Consider the following 14379-nt stretch of genomic DNA (forward strand, 5'->3'; position numbering starts at 1 on the left):
AGGTGTCATGGAAGGATGTCCATGGCAGAGGTACCCCAGATGCTTCCCATCCTCATCCTTCAGACCGGCGGCCCGCCGCAGGCGGTCGGTGCGGCCTACGGCGGCTTCGATCGCATGGTGGGCGAGGTGGCCGGCCTGAATCCCGCGCGCCTGGCCCGCGTGGCCGCCTACAAGGGCGAGACGCCGGAGGCGCCGTCACGCTATGCCGCGGCGCTGATCACCGGCTCGCGCGCCAACGTGACCGACCATGCGCCGTGGAGCGAAGCCTGTGCGGGCTGGGTGCGCGATGCCATGGATGCGTCGCTGCCCCTGTTCGGCATCTGCTATGGCCATCAGTTGATGAGCCATGCGCTGGGCGGGCGCGTGGACTATCTAAAAGGAGGGCGCGAGATCGGCACCCGGCAGGTCGAGCTGACCGCCCAGGGCGCAAGCGATGCGCTGCTGGATGGCATGCCGTCGATCTTCGCCGCCCATTTCATCCACGAGCAGACCGTGGCCGAGCCACCCGCCGGCGCGGCCGTGTTGGCCCGCAACGGCAAGGACAGCCACCAGATGCTGCGCTACGGTCCGGACGCGGTGTCGGTGCAGTTCCACCCCGAATTCACCGTGCCCGTCATGCGCGCGTATTTCGACGTGATGCAGGCCGGGCTGGCCGACGAAGGCCTGGACGTGCCGGCGCTGCGCGCGGGCGTGGCCGAGACGCCCGTGTCCCACGCGATCATGCGGCGCTTCTTCGAGCGCCTGGCCCCGGCATCCGCGGATGCACGGTAACCGTCATCCCCATCCACGATTCGATCAAGGAGACCGCCATTTCCACGCAGGTTTTTTCCCGGACCAGATTGCTGGCCGCCAGCCTGGCGATGCTGGCCGCCGCCCAGGCCCACGCCCAACTCGATACCGGCGCCTGCCTGGCCCGGTTGCGGCCGGCGGCCCCGGCCAACGGCATCCAGGTGGCCGATTTCGATACCTACACGCAGGGCGCGACGCTGCTGGCTTCGACGGTGGCCTCGGCCCGCGCGCAGCCCGAGGGCAAGGAAACCTGGTGGGACTACCTGGCCAAGACCGTGGACGAAGAACGGGTGGCCGACGGACGCAAGCTGATGGAGGCCGAGGCCGCGCCGCTGTCGGAGATCGCCGCGCGCTACGAGGTGGACGGCGAGGTGATGGTGGCCATCTTCGGCATCGAGACCAACTTCGGCCGGGTGCTGGGCAAGACCCGGGTGCTGGATGCGTGGCTGACCCGCGCGTGCACCGAGAACAAGCCGCTGTGGATCAAGAACGTCTATGCGTCGATACGGATGCTGCGCGACGGGCTCGTGCAGCCGGACACCTTCGTGGGATCGTGGAGCGGCGCTTTCGGCATGACCCAGTTCATTCCGACTTCGTACTATGAACTCGCGGCCGACGGCGACGGAGATGGACGGATAGACCTGTACGGGTCGCTGCCCGACGCGCTGGCCTCCACGGCCAGCCACTTGCGCAAGCGGCGCGCGCGATGGACGCGGGGCCTGCTGCCCGTGATCGAGGTCAAGCTGCCCGCGGGCGTGGCGGCGGGCGTGCCCGCCGGCCAGGAGTTCGCGGGTGCGGAGCGGCGCACGCTGGCCGACTGGACGGCCCGCGGCGTGACCCGCGTGGACGGCGGCAGGCCGGACCGGCTGCGCGGCGGCGAACCGGCCCCGGAATCGCCCGCCTATCTGTTCGCGCCCACCGGGGCGGGCGGTCCTGTCTTCCTGGCCACGCGCAATTTCGACGCCATCCTGAGCTACAACAGTTCGCACAAGTACGCGTTGGCGGTCAGCCTGCTGATCGACCGGTTGCGCGGCGAACCGCCCATCGCCACGCCTTGGCCGACCGACGACCCCGGGCTGTCGCGCGCCGAGATCCGCGAGTTGCAGGCCTTGCTGCTGGCGCGTGGCCACGACGTCGGCGCGCCGGACGGCATCCCGGGCAGCCGCACGCGCGACGCCGTGGCCGCCGAGCAATTGCGGGCGGGCCTGACCGTCGACGGCCGCGTGGGCCAGCGTATCCTGCAGACGCTGCGTCAGGATCCGTTGCCGCGCACCGGGCCGCAGCCGGCCGCGCCGGCGCAGGGAGGCGGTGCGTGAATGCCGCGCCCGCGCCGGGCATCCTGGCCGTCGACATCGGCGGCACGGGGCTGAAAGCCGCCGTCATCGACGATGCGGGCCGGCTGCTGGGCCAGCACCTGCGGGTCCCCACGCCCCGTCCTTGCCCGCCGGACCGGCTGCTGGACGAAGTGGCGCGCATGGCCGCGACACTGGGCGGCTACGACCGGATTTCCATCGGCTTTCCGGGGGTGGTCCGGCGGCAGCGCGTGCTGACGGCCGTCAATCTCGGATCGCCGGCATGGCAGGGGTTTCCGCTGGCGCAGGCGCTGGGCGACCGGCTGGGCTGCCCGGCGCGCATGGTGAACGACGCAGACATGCAGGGCTATGGCCTGGCTGCGGGAGACGGCCTGGAATTCGTCATGACGCTGGGCACGGGCGTGGGCACCGCGCTGTTCCGCGACGGCCAGTTGATGCCGCACCTGGAACTCGCGCACCATCCCATGGAGGACGGCAAGACCTACGAGGAATGCCTGGGCGACGCGGCGCTGCGGGCCGAGGGCAGGGAGAGCTGGAACCGGCGCCTGTCGCGCGCGCTGGCGCTGGTCGACATCCTGCTCAAGCCGGATCGCATCCACCTGGGCGGCGGCAATGCGCGGGAAGTGGAGGCGGGCAGCCTGCCGCGCCGGGTCGGCGTGGGCTCGAACGATGCCGGGCTGGCCGGCGGGGCGGCGTTGTGGCGGAGCTGGGATCCGGCCCACGCCTGATCGGGGTGGGCAGGCGCTAAGGCAGTTCGGCCGGATAGCTGTCCAGCGCCAGCGAGACCTGGCGGCGGATGTCCCAATCGGCCAGGGTGGCCTGCACCGCGCCGTAGTAGACCCCGTTCTTGACCACGAACATCGAGGGCAGGTGGAACACCTCGTAGCGTTCGACCAGCCCCCGGTTCCGGCCGGCGTCGATCCAGCAGATGCGCGCCACCGGCAGGCTCATGTCGGGCAACTGGGCGCGCGCCAGCCGGCAGTTGGGGCAGGTGTCGCTGGTGAAGACCAGCAGCGAGGTGCCGGGTGCGTCCAGCAGGAAGCGGTCGGCGGTGCCGTCGTCGATGTCGATCTGTTCCATGGGGAAAAAAAGCGGGCGCCGGTGGGCGCCGCGTGGTGTTCATGGGCGAGAATATATCGGATTTCCCTTTTGCGTCTCCCATGCCCATGCAAGCCAACGACCACGATGAACCGCCGCGCCGCTGCGCCTGGGCCGGCAACGATGCCCTGTACGTTTCCTACCATGACGAGGAATGGGGCCGTCCCCTGGACGGCGAGGCGGCGCTGTTCGAGCGCATCAGCCTGGAAGGTTTCCAGGCCGGCCTGAGCTGGCTCACCATCCTGCGCAAGCGGCCGGCCTTCCGGCAGGCCTTCGCCGGTTTCGAGATCGACGAGGTCGCTGCCTTCGGCTCCCGCGACGTCGAGCGCCTGCTGGCCGACGCGGGCATCGTGCGGCACCGGGGCAAGATCGAGGCCGTGATCAACAACGCACGCCGGGCGCGCGAGTTGCGCGACCAGGAGGGTTCGCTCGCGGCCTTCCTGTGGCGCTACGAACCGGCCAGCGCCTACGAGGGGCCGCCGCGCGCCGAGTCGCCGGAATCGAAGGCCCTGTCCAAGGAACTGAAGCGGCGCGGCTGGCGCTTCGTGGGGCCGACCACGATGTATTCGCTGATGCAGGCCGTCGGCATGGTCAACGACCACGGACCGGATTGCGCCTGCAGGAAGGAGGTGGAAGCCCTGCGCGCGGCCTTCCCGCGGCCGGGCGCCTCGGGCCGGCGCAGGCGGGCCTGAACGCCCGTCTCCTATGAAGCAACGTGCACAGGTAGCACGTTGTGATGACTTCGGATACAGTATCCGGGCTGGATGCAGTGCCTTGTCGCGTTACCGGTTGGTTTCCCTGTCCTAGCCCCGGTATTACGAATGCCGCGGGTGATGGACCGAAGCATTCGTACGGGGGCAGGTCATGACGTGGGTACTTGAGGCCATCAGGCAGTCGCCGGAAATCCTGCTGTTTCTTTCTCTGGCGATCGGTTTCTGGATAGGCAGGTTCCAGTTCGGCAGGTTCCAGCTGGGGGGCGTGGCCGGTTCGCTGCTGGTGGCCGTGCTGTTCAGCCAGCTCGGCGTCTCCATCGACAACGGCGTCAAGGCGGTGCTTTTCGCGCTGTTCATCTATGCCGTCGGTTTCGAGAGCGGCCCCCAGTTCTTCAAGTCCCTTGGACGCCAATCCCTGAAGGAAATCGCCATGGCGGCGGTGCTGGCCATCACCGGCCTGGTGACCGTGGTGGTGCTGGCGCGCCTGTTCGGCCTGGACAAGGGACTGGCCGCCGGCGTGGCGGCGGGGGGGCTGACGCAATCGGCCATCATCGGCACCGCCGGCTCGGCGCTGGCCAAGCTGGGGCTGCCGCCCGACGAACTGCAGCGCATGCAGGCCAACGTGGCAATCGGTTACGCCGTGACCTACATCTTCGGGTCGTTCGGCGCCATCATCATCTGCGTGAACGTGCTGCCGAAGTTCATGGGCCGCGATATCCGCGAGGATGCGGTGAAGGCCGAGACCGCCATGAGCGCCGGCATGATCGTGCCCGGCGCGGGCGAGCAGCTCGCCGCGCCCGAGGTGGTGGGACGGCTTTACCGCGCCGGCCCGGGCGCGGGCCGCACCGTGGCCGAGATCGAGGCGCTGGCGCCCGACGGCATGGCGGTGACGGTCGAGCGCATCAAGCGCGACGGCCAGATCATCCCGGCGCAGGCCGACCTGAAGCTGCACGCCACCGACATCGTGCTGCTGGCCGGCAGGCGGGCGGCGGTGCTGGCGGCGCGCCAGGCGCTGGGGGACGAAGTGCTGTCGTCCAGCGGCATGGACATGGTCATGGTCACCCGCGACGTGCTGATCACCGGCACCGACTACCTGGGCAAGACCGTCGCCCAGATCCGGACGGGCATCGCCGCCGACATCCGCCACGGCATCGTGGTGCTGGGCTTGAAGCGCGACGGCCGGCCGCTGGCCATGGAGCCCGATACGGTGATCCGTGCGGGCGACGTGGCGGTGCTGTTCGGCACCGGCAACGACATCCAGCGCGCGGCCCACAGCGTGGGCACCGTCATCGTGCCCAGCGACAAGACCGACTGGGTCTATCACGGCCTGGGCCTGGCGGTGGGGCTGATCATCGGGCTGGCGGTGCTGCGCATCGGGTCCATTCCGCTCACGCTGGGCAGCGGGGGCGGGGCGCTGCTGTCCGGGCTGCTGTTCGGCTGGTACCGCACGCGGCGGATGAGCCTGGGCAACATGCCCACCGGCGCCTCGACGCTGCTGCGGGACCTGGGCCTGGCGGGCTTCGTCGCCGTGGTCGGGCTGCAATCCGGGCTGCAGGCGGTCGACACCATACGCACCAGCGGCCTGTCCCTGTTCCTGATCGGTGTGGCGGTCACCATCGTGCCGCTGCTCATCACCATGGTGTTCGGCCGCTACGTGCTGCGCTACGACAACGTGGCGGTGTTCGCCGGCGCACTGTCCGGGTCCCGCAGCGCCAACCCGGCCTTCGGCGAGGTGCTGGACAAGGCCGGCAACTCCGTGCCCACGGTGCCTTTCGCCGTGACCTATGCCCTGGCCAATGTCTTCCTGACCCTGCTCGGGCCGCTGGTCGTCGCCTTTGCCTAGATTCAGGGGTTCCAACGCAAGCCATCCCTCTTACGGAGGCCGTCATGTCGACAGCGGATTACAGCAGGTACGCCAAACTGAGTCCTTTCGAACTGAAGGACGCGCTCATCGAACTGGCGTCCAGCCAGCAGAACCGGCTCATGCTCAACGCCGGACGGGGCAATCCCAACTTCCTGGCCATCGTGCCGCGGCGCGCGTTCTTCAGGCTGGGACTGTTCGCGGCGCAGGAGTCGGAACTGTCCTTCTCGTACATGCCGCACGGCATAGGCGGGCTGCCCCGGATCGAGGGCATCGAGAATCGCTTCAATGCCTATATCTCCGAGAACCGCGACCAGGAGGGCGTGGTGTTCCTGGGACGCGCCCTGAGCTATGTGCGCGACCAGATGGGGCTGTCCGCTTCCGAGTTCCTGCACGAGATGGTCGAGGGCGTGCTGGGCGACAACTACCCGGTGCCGCCGCGCATGCTGCGGATCACCGAGGAAATCGTCCGGACCTATCTGGTCAAGGAAATGATAGGCGGCTTCCTGAGCAACCAGCGCATCGATGTCTTCGCCACCGAAGGCGGCACCGCCGCGATGACCTACGTCTTCGACACCATGAAGGAGAACGGGCTGATCAAGGCGGGGGACAAGGTGGCGATAGGCATGCCGGCCTTCACGCCCTACATGGAGATCCCGCGCCTGAACGACTACCGGCTGGAGCCGGTCTACATCAACGCCGACCCCGACCAGGGCTGGCAATATCCCGATGCCGAGATCGACAAGCTGCTCGATCCGGCGGTGAAGGTCTTCTTCTGCATCAATCCCAGCAATCCGCCGTCCTACAAGATCAACGGCCATGGGCTCGAGCGCATACGCGGCATCATCGAGAGCCGGCGGCGCGACCTGATCGTGCTGACCGACGACGTCTACGGGACTTTCGCCGACGACTTCCAGTCGCTGTTCGCCACCTGCCCGCGCAACACCATCCTGGTCTATTCGTACTCGAAGTACTTCGGCGCGACGGGCTGGCGGCTGGGCGCCATCGCCGTGCACCAGGACAACGTCATGGACGAGATCCTGCGCGGCCTGCCGGCCTCGACGAAGAAGGCGCTGAACGAACGCTATGCCTCGCTGACGCCGGACGTGCCCGGGCTGAAGTTCATCGACCGGCTGGTGGCCGACAGCCGGTCCGTGGCGTTGAACCACACGGCCGGGCTGTCCACGCCGCAGCAGGTGCAGATGGCCCTGTTCTCGCTGTTCGCGCTGATGGACGAGCAGGATGGCTACAAGGCCGAACTCAAGAAGCTGATACGCCGGCGGCAGGCGGCACTGTACCGCGAACTGGGCATCGCCCAGCCGCACGACGACAACGCGGTCGACTACTACACGCTGCTTGACCTGGGCGCCATCGCGAAAGACCTGTACGGCCCGGATTTCGCGGCCTGGGTGCAGAAGAACGTGGCGCCCACCGATCTCTTGTTCCGTATCGCGGACGAGACCGGCATCGTGATGCTGCCGGGCAGCGGCTTCGGTACCTTGCGGCCCGCCGGGCGCGTATCGCTGGCCAACCTGAACGAATACGAATACGCCGCGATCGGCAGGGCCTTGCGGCAGATGGCCGAACAGTTCTACGCGGACTACCGCAAAGGCCGGCCCGGGCCCGCCGCCAAGCGCGGCGCGGGCAAGGGCAAGGCGAAGAAGAGCGGCAAGAAGTAGCCGGCGCCTATTCCCAGCCGCCGCCCAGCGCCAGGAACAGCGCGGCCTGGTCCGCGGCCAGTTGCCCCTGGGCGGCGGTCAGCGCGCTTTCCGAGCCGGCCAGGGTGCGGTCGGCGTCCAGCGCCGTCAGGAAGTCGGTGCGCCCCAGGCGGTACAGCGTGCGCGCTTGTTCCGCGGCTTCGCGGTTGCGGTCGCGCGCGGCGCGCAGCGCGTCGGTCCGGTCCAGGTCGCGGGCGTACACGGTTAGCGCGCTGGACGTCTCGCGCAACGCGTTCAGGACCGTGGCATCGAAGCGGGCCAGCGCCGCCGCGCTGCCGGCCTCGGCCTGTTCGATATGGCTGCGCGCCAGGCCGGTATTGGGCAGGCTCCAGGAGATGAGCGGCCCCAGGCTCCAGCGCAGGCTGTTGTCGGCGCCCAAGCGCGACAGCGTGCCGGTGCTGCCGGCCGACAGGCCCAGCGAAATGCTGGGATACAGCTCGGCCGTGGCCACGCCTATACGGGCAGTGGCGGCGGCCAGCGCGCGTTCGGCCTGGCGGATGTCGGGCCGCCGGCGCAGCAGCGCCGCGCCGTCGCCCACAGGGACGGGGTCGCGCAAGGTGGGCGGGACATGGCATGCGGCCAGGGACGCGGGCAGCGAGCCCGGCACCTTGCCCACCAGGACGGCCAGCCGGTAGAGCGCGGTGGCGCGCTGCGCCTCCAGCGGCGGCACGGCCGCCCGCAACTGTTCGAGCTGGCCCTGGGCGCGGCTGATGTCCAGCGAGGTGCCCCGGCCCATGCCGGCGCGCTTGCGGGTGAGATCGGCGAACTGTTCCTGCAGCGCGACGGAACGGCGGGCCACGTCCAGTTGCCGGCCGGCGGCGCAGGTGTCGGCATAGGCCCGCACCGTGCCCGCCGCGACGTTGACGCGGGCCAGGTCGTAGGCGGCCTGGGCCGCGTCGGCATCGGCATGGGCGGCCTCCAGGCCGCGCGAGAGCTTGCCGAACAGGTCGACCTGATAGGACACGGAGGCGCCCGTGTCGTAGGTGCCCATGTCGGGCAGCGCATAGGGCACGCCCTTGGCCGCTCCGGAGGCCCGCCCATAGGCTGGGGCCGCGCTGACCGAGACGTTCGGACGACGGCCGGCACCGGCCTCATCGACGACGGCGGCGGCGCGTTGCAGGTTGGCGGCGGCCACGCGCAGGTCGGTATTGGCGGCGAAGGCCTGCCCGACCAGATCGTCCAGCACCGGGTCGTCGTACAAGCGCCACCAGTGGGCCGGCAACGGCGCCGACCGGGCGGACGAGGCTTCCAGGCCGGCAAGCGGGCCGTTGGCGGCATCGAGCTTGACCATGGCCTGTCCTGGAACCCGGTAGTCGGGGCCGACGGTCGAGCATGCCGCCATCGCCGCCAGCAGCGCGGCGGCCAGGCAGCGCAAGGCATGGGTCTTCATGAAGCCGCTCCTTCGGGACGGCGGGGCGCGGGCGGTTCGCGCACTTCCACCGTGGCCGTCTGGCCGGCCACCAGCCTGACCGAGTCCGGCACACGGTCGATGGCCACGCGCACCGGAATGCGCTGGGCCAGCCGCACCCAGTTGAAGGTCGGGTTGACGTTGGGCAGCAGGTTGGCGGCGGTGCTGCGGTCACGGTCGGCGATGCCTTCGGAGAAGCTCTCGACGTGGCCTTCCAGCGCTTGGCCGGCGCCCATCAGCAGAACCGATGCCTGGTCGCCGACGTGGATGCGCGGCAGCTTGTTTTCCTCGAAATAGCCTTCGACGTAGAACGAGTCGCGATCGACCAGCGCCATGACGGCACGGCCGGCGGTGACGTAGGCGCCGCCTTGCAGGTCCAGATTGGTCACGTAGCCATTGACGGGCGAGACCACCGTGCTGCGGGCCAGGTTCAGCCGGGCCAGGTCCAGGTTGGCCTGCGCCTGGGCCAGCGCGGCACGCAGTTGCTCGGCGCGCGACTGGGCCTGTTCGCGGCTTTCCCGGGCCACCAGTTCGCCCAGTTCGCCGTCGCGGCGGACTTCGCGCGTGGCCTGGGCCAGGGCCGCGCGCTGGGACTGCACGGCGGCCTCGGCCTGGCGCACGGCCAGCTCGTAGCGGGCCTTGTCGATCTCGAACAAAACCTGTCCGGCGCGGACGGCCTGGTTGTCGCGCACCATCACCTTGGTGACAGGGCCGGTGACATCGGGCGCGACCTGTACGACATAGGCCTTTACACGGCCGTCGCGCGTCCAGGGACGCACCTCGTAGCGCTGCCACAGGGTCCAGCCGGCGGCGATGGCGATGGCCAGGACCAGTAGGGTCAATGCGAACCGGCCCAGAGCCGGCAATGAAATCTTGGGTATCACGTCAGAACTCGCGGGTGAAAAGGAACGACAGGCAGGCCAGGGTGATGACGAACAGGCAGGCGTCGAACAGCGGCGGATGCCAGACCAGCCGGTACAGCCCGAGGCGGGCCAGCCCGCGCCCGAGCAGCCGCGCCACGACGATGGCCGCGAAGGTCAGCAACAGCAGGGCAGGCACGTACAGGCCATAGACATTGATTTCAGCGAACATGGTCGGGCTCCGGCAGGGAGGACGCCGGCCGGTAGTCGTCGGCATCGGGATGCAGGTCGCGGCGGATGCCGCACAGCGCGGCCACGGCGTCGCGCTGTGCGTTCGATGCCGGCAGCGCGCACACGGCGCGCAGCAGGGCGTCGATCCGCGCGAGCAAATCGGGGGCGGGGCGCTGGGTGGGCAGGCGCCGGCCGGCGAAGAACGAGGACAGCGCGGCCAGCAGGGGCCGCACGCGGACCTGTTCGCGGTCCAGTTCGGGCTGCAGGCGCAGCAACTGCGTCATGTTCAGGCCCACGCGCAGGTCCGCCAGCACGTCCGCGCCCCGCAGGTCGGCATTGGCGCGGGCGGCCGCCATGCGGGGCGCAAGCAGCGCCAGGCGGTCAAGCATGCGGGCCGAGATCTCGGTCACGACGATGTTGCGGGCCGAGTCGGCGCGCCCCAGTTCGGCCAGTTCCCGCCAGTTCGCGCGCAGCAGCCGAAGCGCGCTGCGGTCGGCGCTGATGGTGCGGAACAGCCGCGTGCAGACGGCGGCGGCTACGATGCCCGCCACCTGCGCCAGCATGCTGTTGGCGAAAGAGACGAGATCGGCGGTCTGGGTGTCGTGCATGGCCAGCGCCGAGGTCACGCCGAACAGGAAGGCCATCGCGCGGCCGGTGGTGGGCGGGCGCGCGATCTGGACGCCCAGCAGCAGGAACAGTGGCGCGGTGGTCAGCACCAGCATCTCGAAGCTGTGCACGGCCGGCAGCACGACCAGCAGATAGAAGGCCGAGCACGGGATGGACAGCAGCGTGAACTTCAGGAACACCTGTATCGCCGGCACCGGGTTGTCCATGGTGGCGAACAGGCAGCAGAAGATGGCGGCCATCAGGGCCGCGCCCGAACCGGCCTGCCACGCGGTGGCGATCCAGAACAGGCAGCAGGCCAGGATGGCCACGGTGGCCGCGAAGGCCGACAACAGGGCCAGCCCGCGATCGGTGTGCAACACGCGCGGCGAGCTGGGCTGTTCGCGGATGGCGTCGGAATGGGCGTCGTGCAGGCCCGCCTCGATATGCGTGCGCAGCGCGCCGGAATCGGCGTAGGCATGGATCAGGGCCTTCAGGCGCGAGCCCAGGCTGAGTTCGACCATCTCGCGCCAGCCCATGTCCGGCGAGACAGCAGGATGGTTCGCGTCGATGGTGCGCACCAGCCCGGCCAGCCGCGCCGGGTCCCGGGCCGGGGGATCGCCGATCCACGCGGCCACGTCCCGCATCACCGTTTCCCAGCCGCGGGCCAGGCCGGCGGGCATGGCCCGCAGCACGGCCAGGCGGTCCTCGATGGCGGACAGCAGCGGCATCATCAGCGAGATGCGGTCCTGCACGGCGTGGATGGCATTCGAGGTCCAGCGCAGGTGCGAGGTATCGAAGGGAAGATGGGTCGCCATCAGGCGCAGGTCGGTGACGTCGGCGGCCAGCTTGCGGCGGTCCAGCTGGCCAATGTCGGCCTTGCCGCCCAGCGTGTCGGCGATCCAGCGCTGGGCGTCGTCGTAGGCCCGCTGCACGCGGGAGACGAGGACGGGGCCGATACCCTGCGGCATCACCAGGCTGTGGATCAGCGTGGCGCAGGCGATGCCCAGCAGGATTTCCTCCACGCGCGCCAGCGAGGTGTCGAAGATCAGCTCGGGCTGCGTGACGGCGGGAAAGCCGATCAGCGCGGCGGTGTAGCCCGCCAGCATGAACAGATAGGACCTGGGCGTGCGGTCGAGCAGCGAAATGTACAGGCACAGCCCGACCCACAACGCGAATGCGAGCGACAGCAGTTCCGGCGCGTTGGCCAGCAGCGGCACGGCCGCCAGGGCCATGGCCGACCCCAGCGTGGTGCCGGTGACGCGGTAGACGGCCTTGGAGCGCACCGCGCCCGCCAGCGGGCTGCTGACCACGTAGGCGGTGGTCATGGCCCAGAACGGACGCGGCAGGCCCATGCGCATCGCGAGATACAGGGCGAGGACCGCGGCGGCGTAGCTCTTGAGCGAGAACAGCGTTTCGGAAAGGGTGGGGGGCTTCATGAGGACGACGCGGAACCGGACTCCCGGGCGAGTTGTTCGATCGCGGTCTGCAAGCCTTCGAGCGTGCGGAGGCACGCTTCGATGTCGTCCTGGCTCCTGCCGGCGAACAGGGCGCGGCGGAAGGGGATGAGGGCGGCTTCGACCCGGTCGGCGCACTGCCGGCCGGCGGCCGTGAGATACAGGGACTTGGCGCGGCGGTCGGAGGCGTCTTCGCGTCGCTCGACCAGGCCCAGCTCGACCACGCGGTCGATGACGCGCACCACCGACGAGGGCTCGATGCCCAGCGCGTCGGCGACGGCGCCGGGGCGGGCGCCGTCGCCCAGGCGGCCGATCATGACCACGGGCCAGGCGGTGGCCTGGGACAGGCCGAAATCGGCGGTCAAGGTGTCGGCAGCCGACTTGTAGGCGCGGGCCGTGCGGCCCAGGGCCATGGTCAGGGTGGCGAGCTGTCTGTCAATTTTGTCCATGCAAAATATTAGCATGCAAACTATTTGCTTGTGAATGATTTGTCGATTCGACAAAAATTCGACAAGCCTTCGACGTTTCTTCGATGGCGCCCCCGATAGGCTTGCCGGCATTGCTTCAAGGGAGCACCGGTTTGTCTTCCGTACTACACGAACGCCGCTCGGGGGCGTTCATTCGGGGCCTGGTCGCGGCCGGCCGGGACCGCGGCTGGGGACTCCGGCGCAGCACGCGGCTGGCGCTCGCCATCGCCGCCGGATTGATGCTTTTCTACAACGTCGCGGTCTGGCGCGAGATCCTGCGCATCGTTCCCTGGAACGGGGCGGCCTCCGCCGTCTTCTATCTGTCTTTCGCCATCCTGATGTGGTCGGCGTTCGGACTGCTGCTGACGCTGTGCTCGTTCAGGACGGTGTTCAAGCCGCTGCTGACGCTGCTGCTGCCCGTTTCCGCCGTGGCGGCCTATTTCATGTGCACCTACGGCATCTCGATCGACAACGTCATGGTGCAGAACCTGGCCGAGACCGACGTACGCGAGGCCGGCGCCTTGCTGAGCCCGGGGCTGTTGGGCTATCTGCTGGTGCTGGGCGTGCTGCCCGTGGCGGGCCTGTGGCGCCTGCGCGTGGAGTACGCGGCGGGCGCGCGGGGCGTGGCGGCCCGCCTGCTGGTCGCCGCGGCCTGCCTGGTGACGGGCCTGGCGATGCTGGGCGGTTTCTACTCGGTGTATGCGCCGCTGTTCCGCGAGCACCGGCAAGTGACCCAGAAAATCAATCCCACGAGCTACCTGTACGCCCTGGGCAAGTACGCGCGCCAGCGCTGGGGCGCCAAGGAGGCCGCCCTGGTCGTGGCGCCCATCGGCCTGGATGCCGCCCGTTCGGCCGCCGCCGCGGCGCGGCCCCGCAAATCCCTGGTGGTGTTCGTGGTGGGCGAGACGGCGCGCGCCGACCACTTCGGCCTGAACGGCTATGCGCGCGACACGACGCCGGAGCTGTCGCGCCTGGGCGTGCTCAATTTCTCCAACGTCGCCTCGTGCGGCACGTCCACGGCGGTATCGGTGCCCTGCATGTTCTCGGACCTGGGCCGGGCGGATTATTCGGACCGGTCGGCCAAGACGCGCGAGAGCCTGCTGGACGTGCTCCAGCGGGCCGGGGTCGCGGTCTACTGGCGCGAGAACAACAGCGACTGCAAGGGCACCTGCCTGCGCGTGCCCAACGACAGCGTCATGGGCAACACCAGCCATCCCTCTTGCGACGCCGAGGGCTGCCGCGACGAGGCCTTGCTGGAGGGGCTGTCCGCGTACATGGACGCCCATCCGGGCGACGCCTTCATCGTGCTGCACACCATGGGCAGCCACGGTCCGGCCTACTATCGACGCTATCCGCCGGAGTTCGAGCGGTTCAAGCCCGTCTGCCGCACCAACCAGCTGGGCGACTGCCCGCAGGAAGCGCTGGTCAACGCCTACGACAACTCCATTCTCTACACCGACCACTTCCTGGCGCAGGTCGTCGGCCTGTTGCAGAAGCAGGCCGCCACGCGGGATACGGCCATGGTCTACGTGTCCGACCATGGGGAATCGCTGGGCGAGAACGGCCTGTACCTGCACGCGGCGCCGTATGCGATCGCGCCGCGCGCCCAGACCCACGTGCCCATGGTGATGTGGGTGTCGCCCGGCGCGGCGCGCGACTGGGGCGTGGACCGGTCCTGCCTGGCCGCCCGCCGCGACCAGCCCTACAGCCACGACAACCTGTTCCATTCCGTCCTGGGAATGTTCGAGGTGCGGACGAACGTGTACAGGCAGCGACTGGACATGTTGGCGCCGTGCCGCGCGGCGGTCGAGGCCCGGACGGACGGGGGCGGCGCCCGGGGCTAGGGTCGACGGGCCCGGAG

At 69.5% G+C, this 14379-nt stretch carries 13 protein-coding genes; 7 read left to right on the forward strand and 6 right to left on the reverse strand.

Annotation, left to right across the window (positions count from 1 at the left end):
* Nucleotides 1–21: 21 nt before the first annotated feature.
* The 3 genes from EV675_RS17575 (at nucleotide 22) to EV675_RS17585 (ending at nucleotide 2830) form a co-directional block, all read left to right on the forward strand.
* On the forward strand, nucleotides 22–771 hold the full coding sequence (locus EV675_RS17575) for a glutamine amidotransferase (protein WP_207221992.1): 750 nt from the start codon (nucleotides 22–24) through the stop codon (nucleotides 769–771).
* 68 nt (nucleotides 772–839) lie between these two features.
* Nucleotides 840–2105 carry a lytic murein transglycosylase gene (locus EV675_RS17580; RefSeq protein WP_242621480.1) on the forward strand — a complete coding sequence of 422 codons (1266 nt, stop codon included), beginning with the start codon at nucleotides 840–842 and terminating at the stop codon, nucleotides 2103–2105.
* Nucleotides 2102–2830, forward strand: coding sequence for an ROK family protein (locus tag EV675_RS17585; protein WP_130358513.1), 729 nt, complete (start codon nucleotides 2102–2104; stop codon nucleotides 2828–2830). The genes EV675_RS17580 and EV675_RS17585 overlap by 4 nt, the downstream gene beginning before the upstream one ends.
* A gap of 16 nt (nucleotides 2831–2846) precedes the next feature.
* On the opposite strand, the gene EV675_RS17590 is transcribed toward EV675_RS17585, so the two are convergent.
* The gene (locus EV675_RS17590) at nucleotides 2847–3182 is read right to left on the reverse strand and encodes a thioredoxin family protein (protein WP_087840277.1); all 336 of its coding nucleotides are present in this window, start codon (nucleotides 3180–3182) and stop codon (nucleotides 2847–2849) included.
* Between the two features lie 86 nt (nucleotides 3183–3268).
* Between EV675_RS17590 and EV675_RS17595 the strand changes: the two genes are divergently transcribed.
* From EV675_RS17595 to EV675_RS17605, 3 genes are all read left to right on the forward strand, one after another.
* A complete protein-coding gene (locus tag EV675_RS17595; protein ID WP_207222022.1) occupies nucleotides 3269–3892 on the forward strand; it encodes a DNA-3-methyladenine glycosylase I in 624 nt (207 codons plus the stop codon).
* Between the two features lie 172 nt (nucleotides 3893–4064).
* Nucleotides 4065–5756 carry an aspartate-alanine antiporter gene (aspT, locus tag EV675_RS17600; protein WP_130358515.1) on the forward strand — a complete coding sequence of 564 codons (1692 nt, stop codon included), beginning with the start codon at nucleotides 4065–4067 and terminating at the stop codon, nucleotides 5754–5756.
* Nucleotides 5757–5800: 44 nt separating this feature from the next.
* Nucleotides 5801–7453, forward strand: a complete 1653-nt coding sequence (locus EV675_RS17605) for a bifunctional aspartate transaminase/aspartate 4-decarboxylase (protein ID WP_130358516.1) — start codon at nucleotides 5801–5803, stop codon at nucleotides 7451–7453.
* A 7-nt stretch (nucleotides 7454–7460) separates the two neighbouring features.
* On the opposite strand, the gene EV675_RS17610 is transcribed toward EV675_RS17605, so the two are convergent.
* Genes EV675_RS17610 through EV675_RS17630 form a run of 5 tightly spaced genes read right to left on the reverse strand, consistent with a single transcriptional unit; the run spans nucleotide 7461 to nucleotide 12500 of the window.
* Nucleotides 7461–8882: an efflux transporter outer membrane subunit gene (locus tag EV675_RS17610; protein ID WP_130358517.1), complete on the reverse strand. Its 1422-nt coding sequence runs from the start codon at nucleotides 8880–8882 to the stop codon at nucleotides 7461–7463.
* Nucleotides 8879–9742 carry an efflux RND transporter periplasmic adaptor subunit gene (locus EV675_RS17615; protein ID WP_242621481.1) on the reverse strand — a complete coding sequence of 288 codons (864 nt, stop codon included), beginning with the start codon at nucleotides 9740–9742 and terminating at the stop codon, nucleotides 8879–8881. Before EV675_RS17615 ends, EV675_RS17610 begins: the two co-directional genes overlap by 4 nt.
* 43 nt (nucleotides 9743–9785) lie before the next feature.
* Complete coding sequence (locus EV675_RS17620; protein ID WP_130358518.1) at nucleotides 9786–9992, reverse strand: DUF1656 domain-containing protein; 207 nt, start codon at nucleotides 9990–9992, stop codon at nucleotides 9786–9788.
* Entirely contained in the window at nucleotides 9982–12033 is a 2052-nt protein-coding gene (locus tag EV675_RS17625; RefSeq protein WP_130358519.1) for an FUSC family protein, read from the reverse strand. The genes EV675_RS17620 and EV675_RS17625 overlap by 11 nt, the downstream gene beginning before the upstream one ends.
* Nucleotides 12030–12500: a MarR family winged helix-turn-helix transcriptional regulator gene (locus tag EV675_RS17630; protein ID WP_130358520.1), complete on the reverse strand. Its 471-nt coding sequence runs from the start codon at nucleotides 12498–12500 to the stop codon at nucleotides 12030–12032. The genes EV675_RS17625 and EV675_RS17630 overlap by 4 nt, the downstream gene beginning before the upstream one ends.
* 131 nt (nucleotides 12501–12631) lie before the next feature.
* Between EV675_RS17630 and EV675_RS17635 the strand changes: the two genes are divergently transcribed.
* Nucleotides 12632–14362, forward strand: coding sequence for a phosphoethanolamine transferase (locus EV675_RS17635; protein WP_207221993.1), 1731 nt, complete (start codon nucleotides 12632–12634; stop codon nucleotides 14360–14362).
* Nucleotides 14363–14379: the final 17 nt, after the last annotated feature.

The sequence above is a fragment of the Pigmentiphaga kullae genome, assembly GCF_004216695.1.
Taxonomy (GTDB): Bacteria; Pseudomonadota; Gammaproteobacteria; order Burkholderiales; family Burkholderiaceae_B; genus Pigmentiphaga; species Pigmentiphaga kullae.

Bases quoted from the DNA above. Each gene is read 5' to 3' on its own strand.
- EV675_RS17575 (WP_207221992.1), top strand. From the start codon at position 22: ATGGCAGAGGTACCCCAGATGCTTCCCATCCTCATCCTTCAGACCGGC.
- EV675_RS17590 (WP_087840277.1), bottom strand. From the start codon at position 3,182: ATGGAACAGATCGACATCGACGACGGCACCGCCGACCGCTTCCTGCTG.
- EV675_RS17595 (WP_207222022.1), top strand. From the start codon at position 3,269: ATGCAAGCCAACGACCACGATGAACCGCCGCGCCGCTGCGCCTGGGCC.
- aspT (WP_130358515.1), top strand. From the start codon at position 4,065: ATGACGTGGGTACTTGAGGCCATCAGGCAGTCGCCGGAAATCCTGCTG.
- EV675_RS17605 (WP_130358516.1), top strand. From the start codon at position 5,801: ATGTCGACAGCGGATTACAGCAGGTACGCCAAACTGAGTCCTTTCGAA.
- EV675_RS17610 (WP_130358517.1), bottom strand. From the start codon at position 8,882: ATGAAGACCCATGCCTTGCGCTGCCTGGCCGCCGCGCTGCTGGCGGCG.
- EV675_RS17620 (WP_130358518.1), bottom strand. From the start codon at position 9,992: ATGTTCGCTGAAATCAATGTCTATGGCCTGTACGTGCCTGCCCTGCTG.
- EV675_RS17625 (WP_130358519.1), bottom strand. From the start codon at position 12,033: ATGAAGCCCCCCACCCTTTCCGAAACGCTGTTCTCGCTCAAGAGCTAC.
- EV675_RS17630 (WP_130358520.1), bottom strand. From the start codon at position 12,500: ATGGACAAAATTGACAGACAGCTCGCCACCCTGACCATGGCCCTGGGC.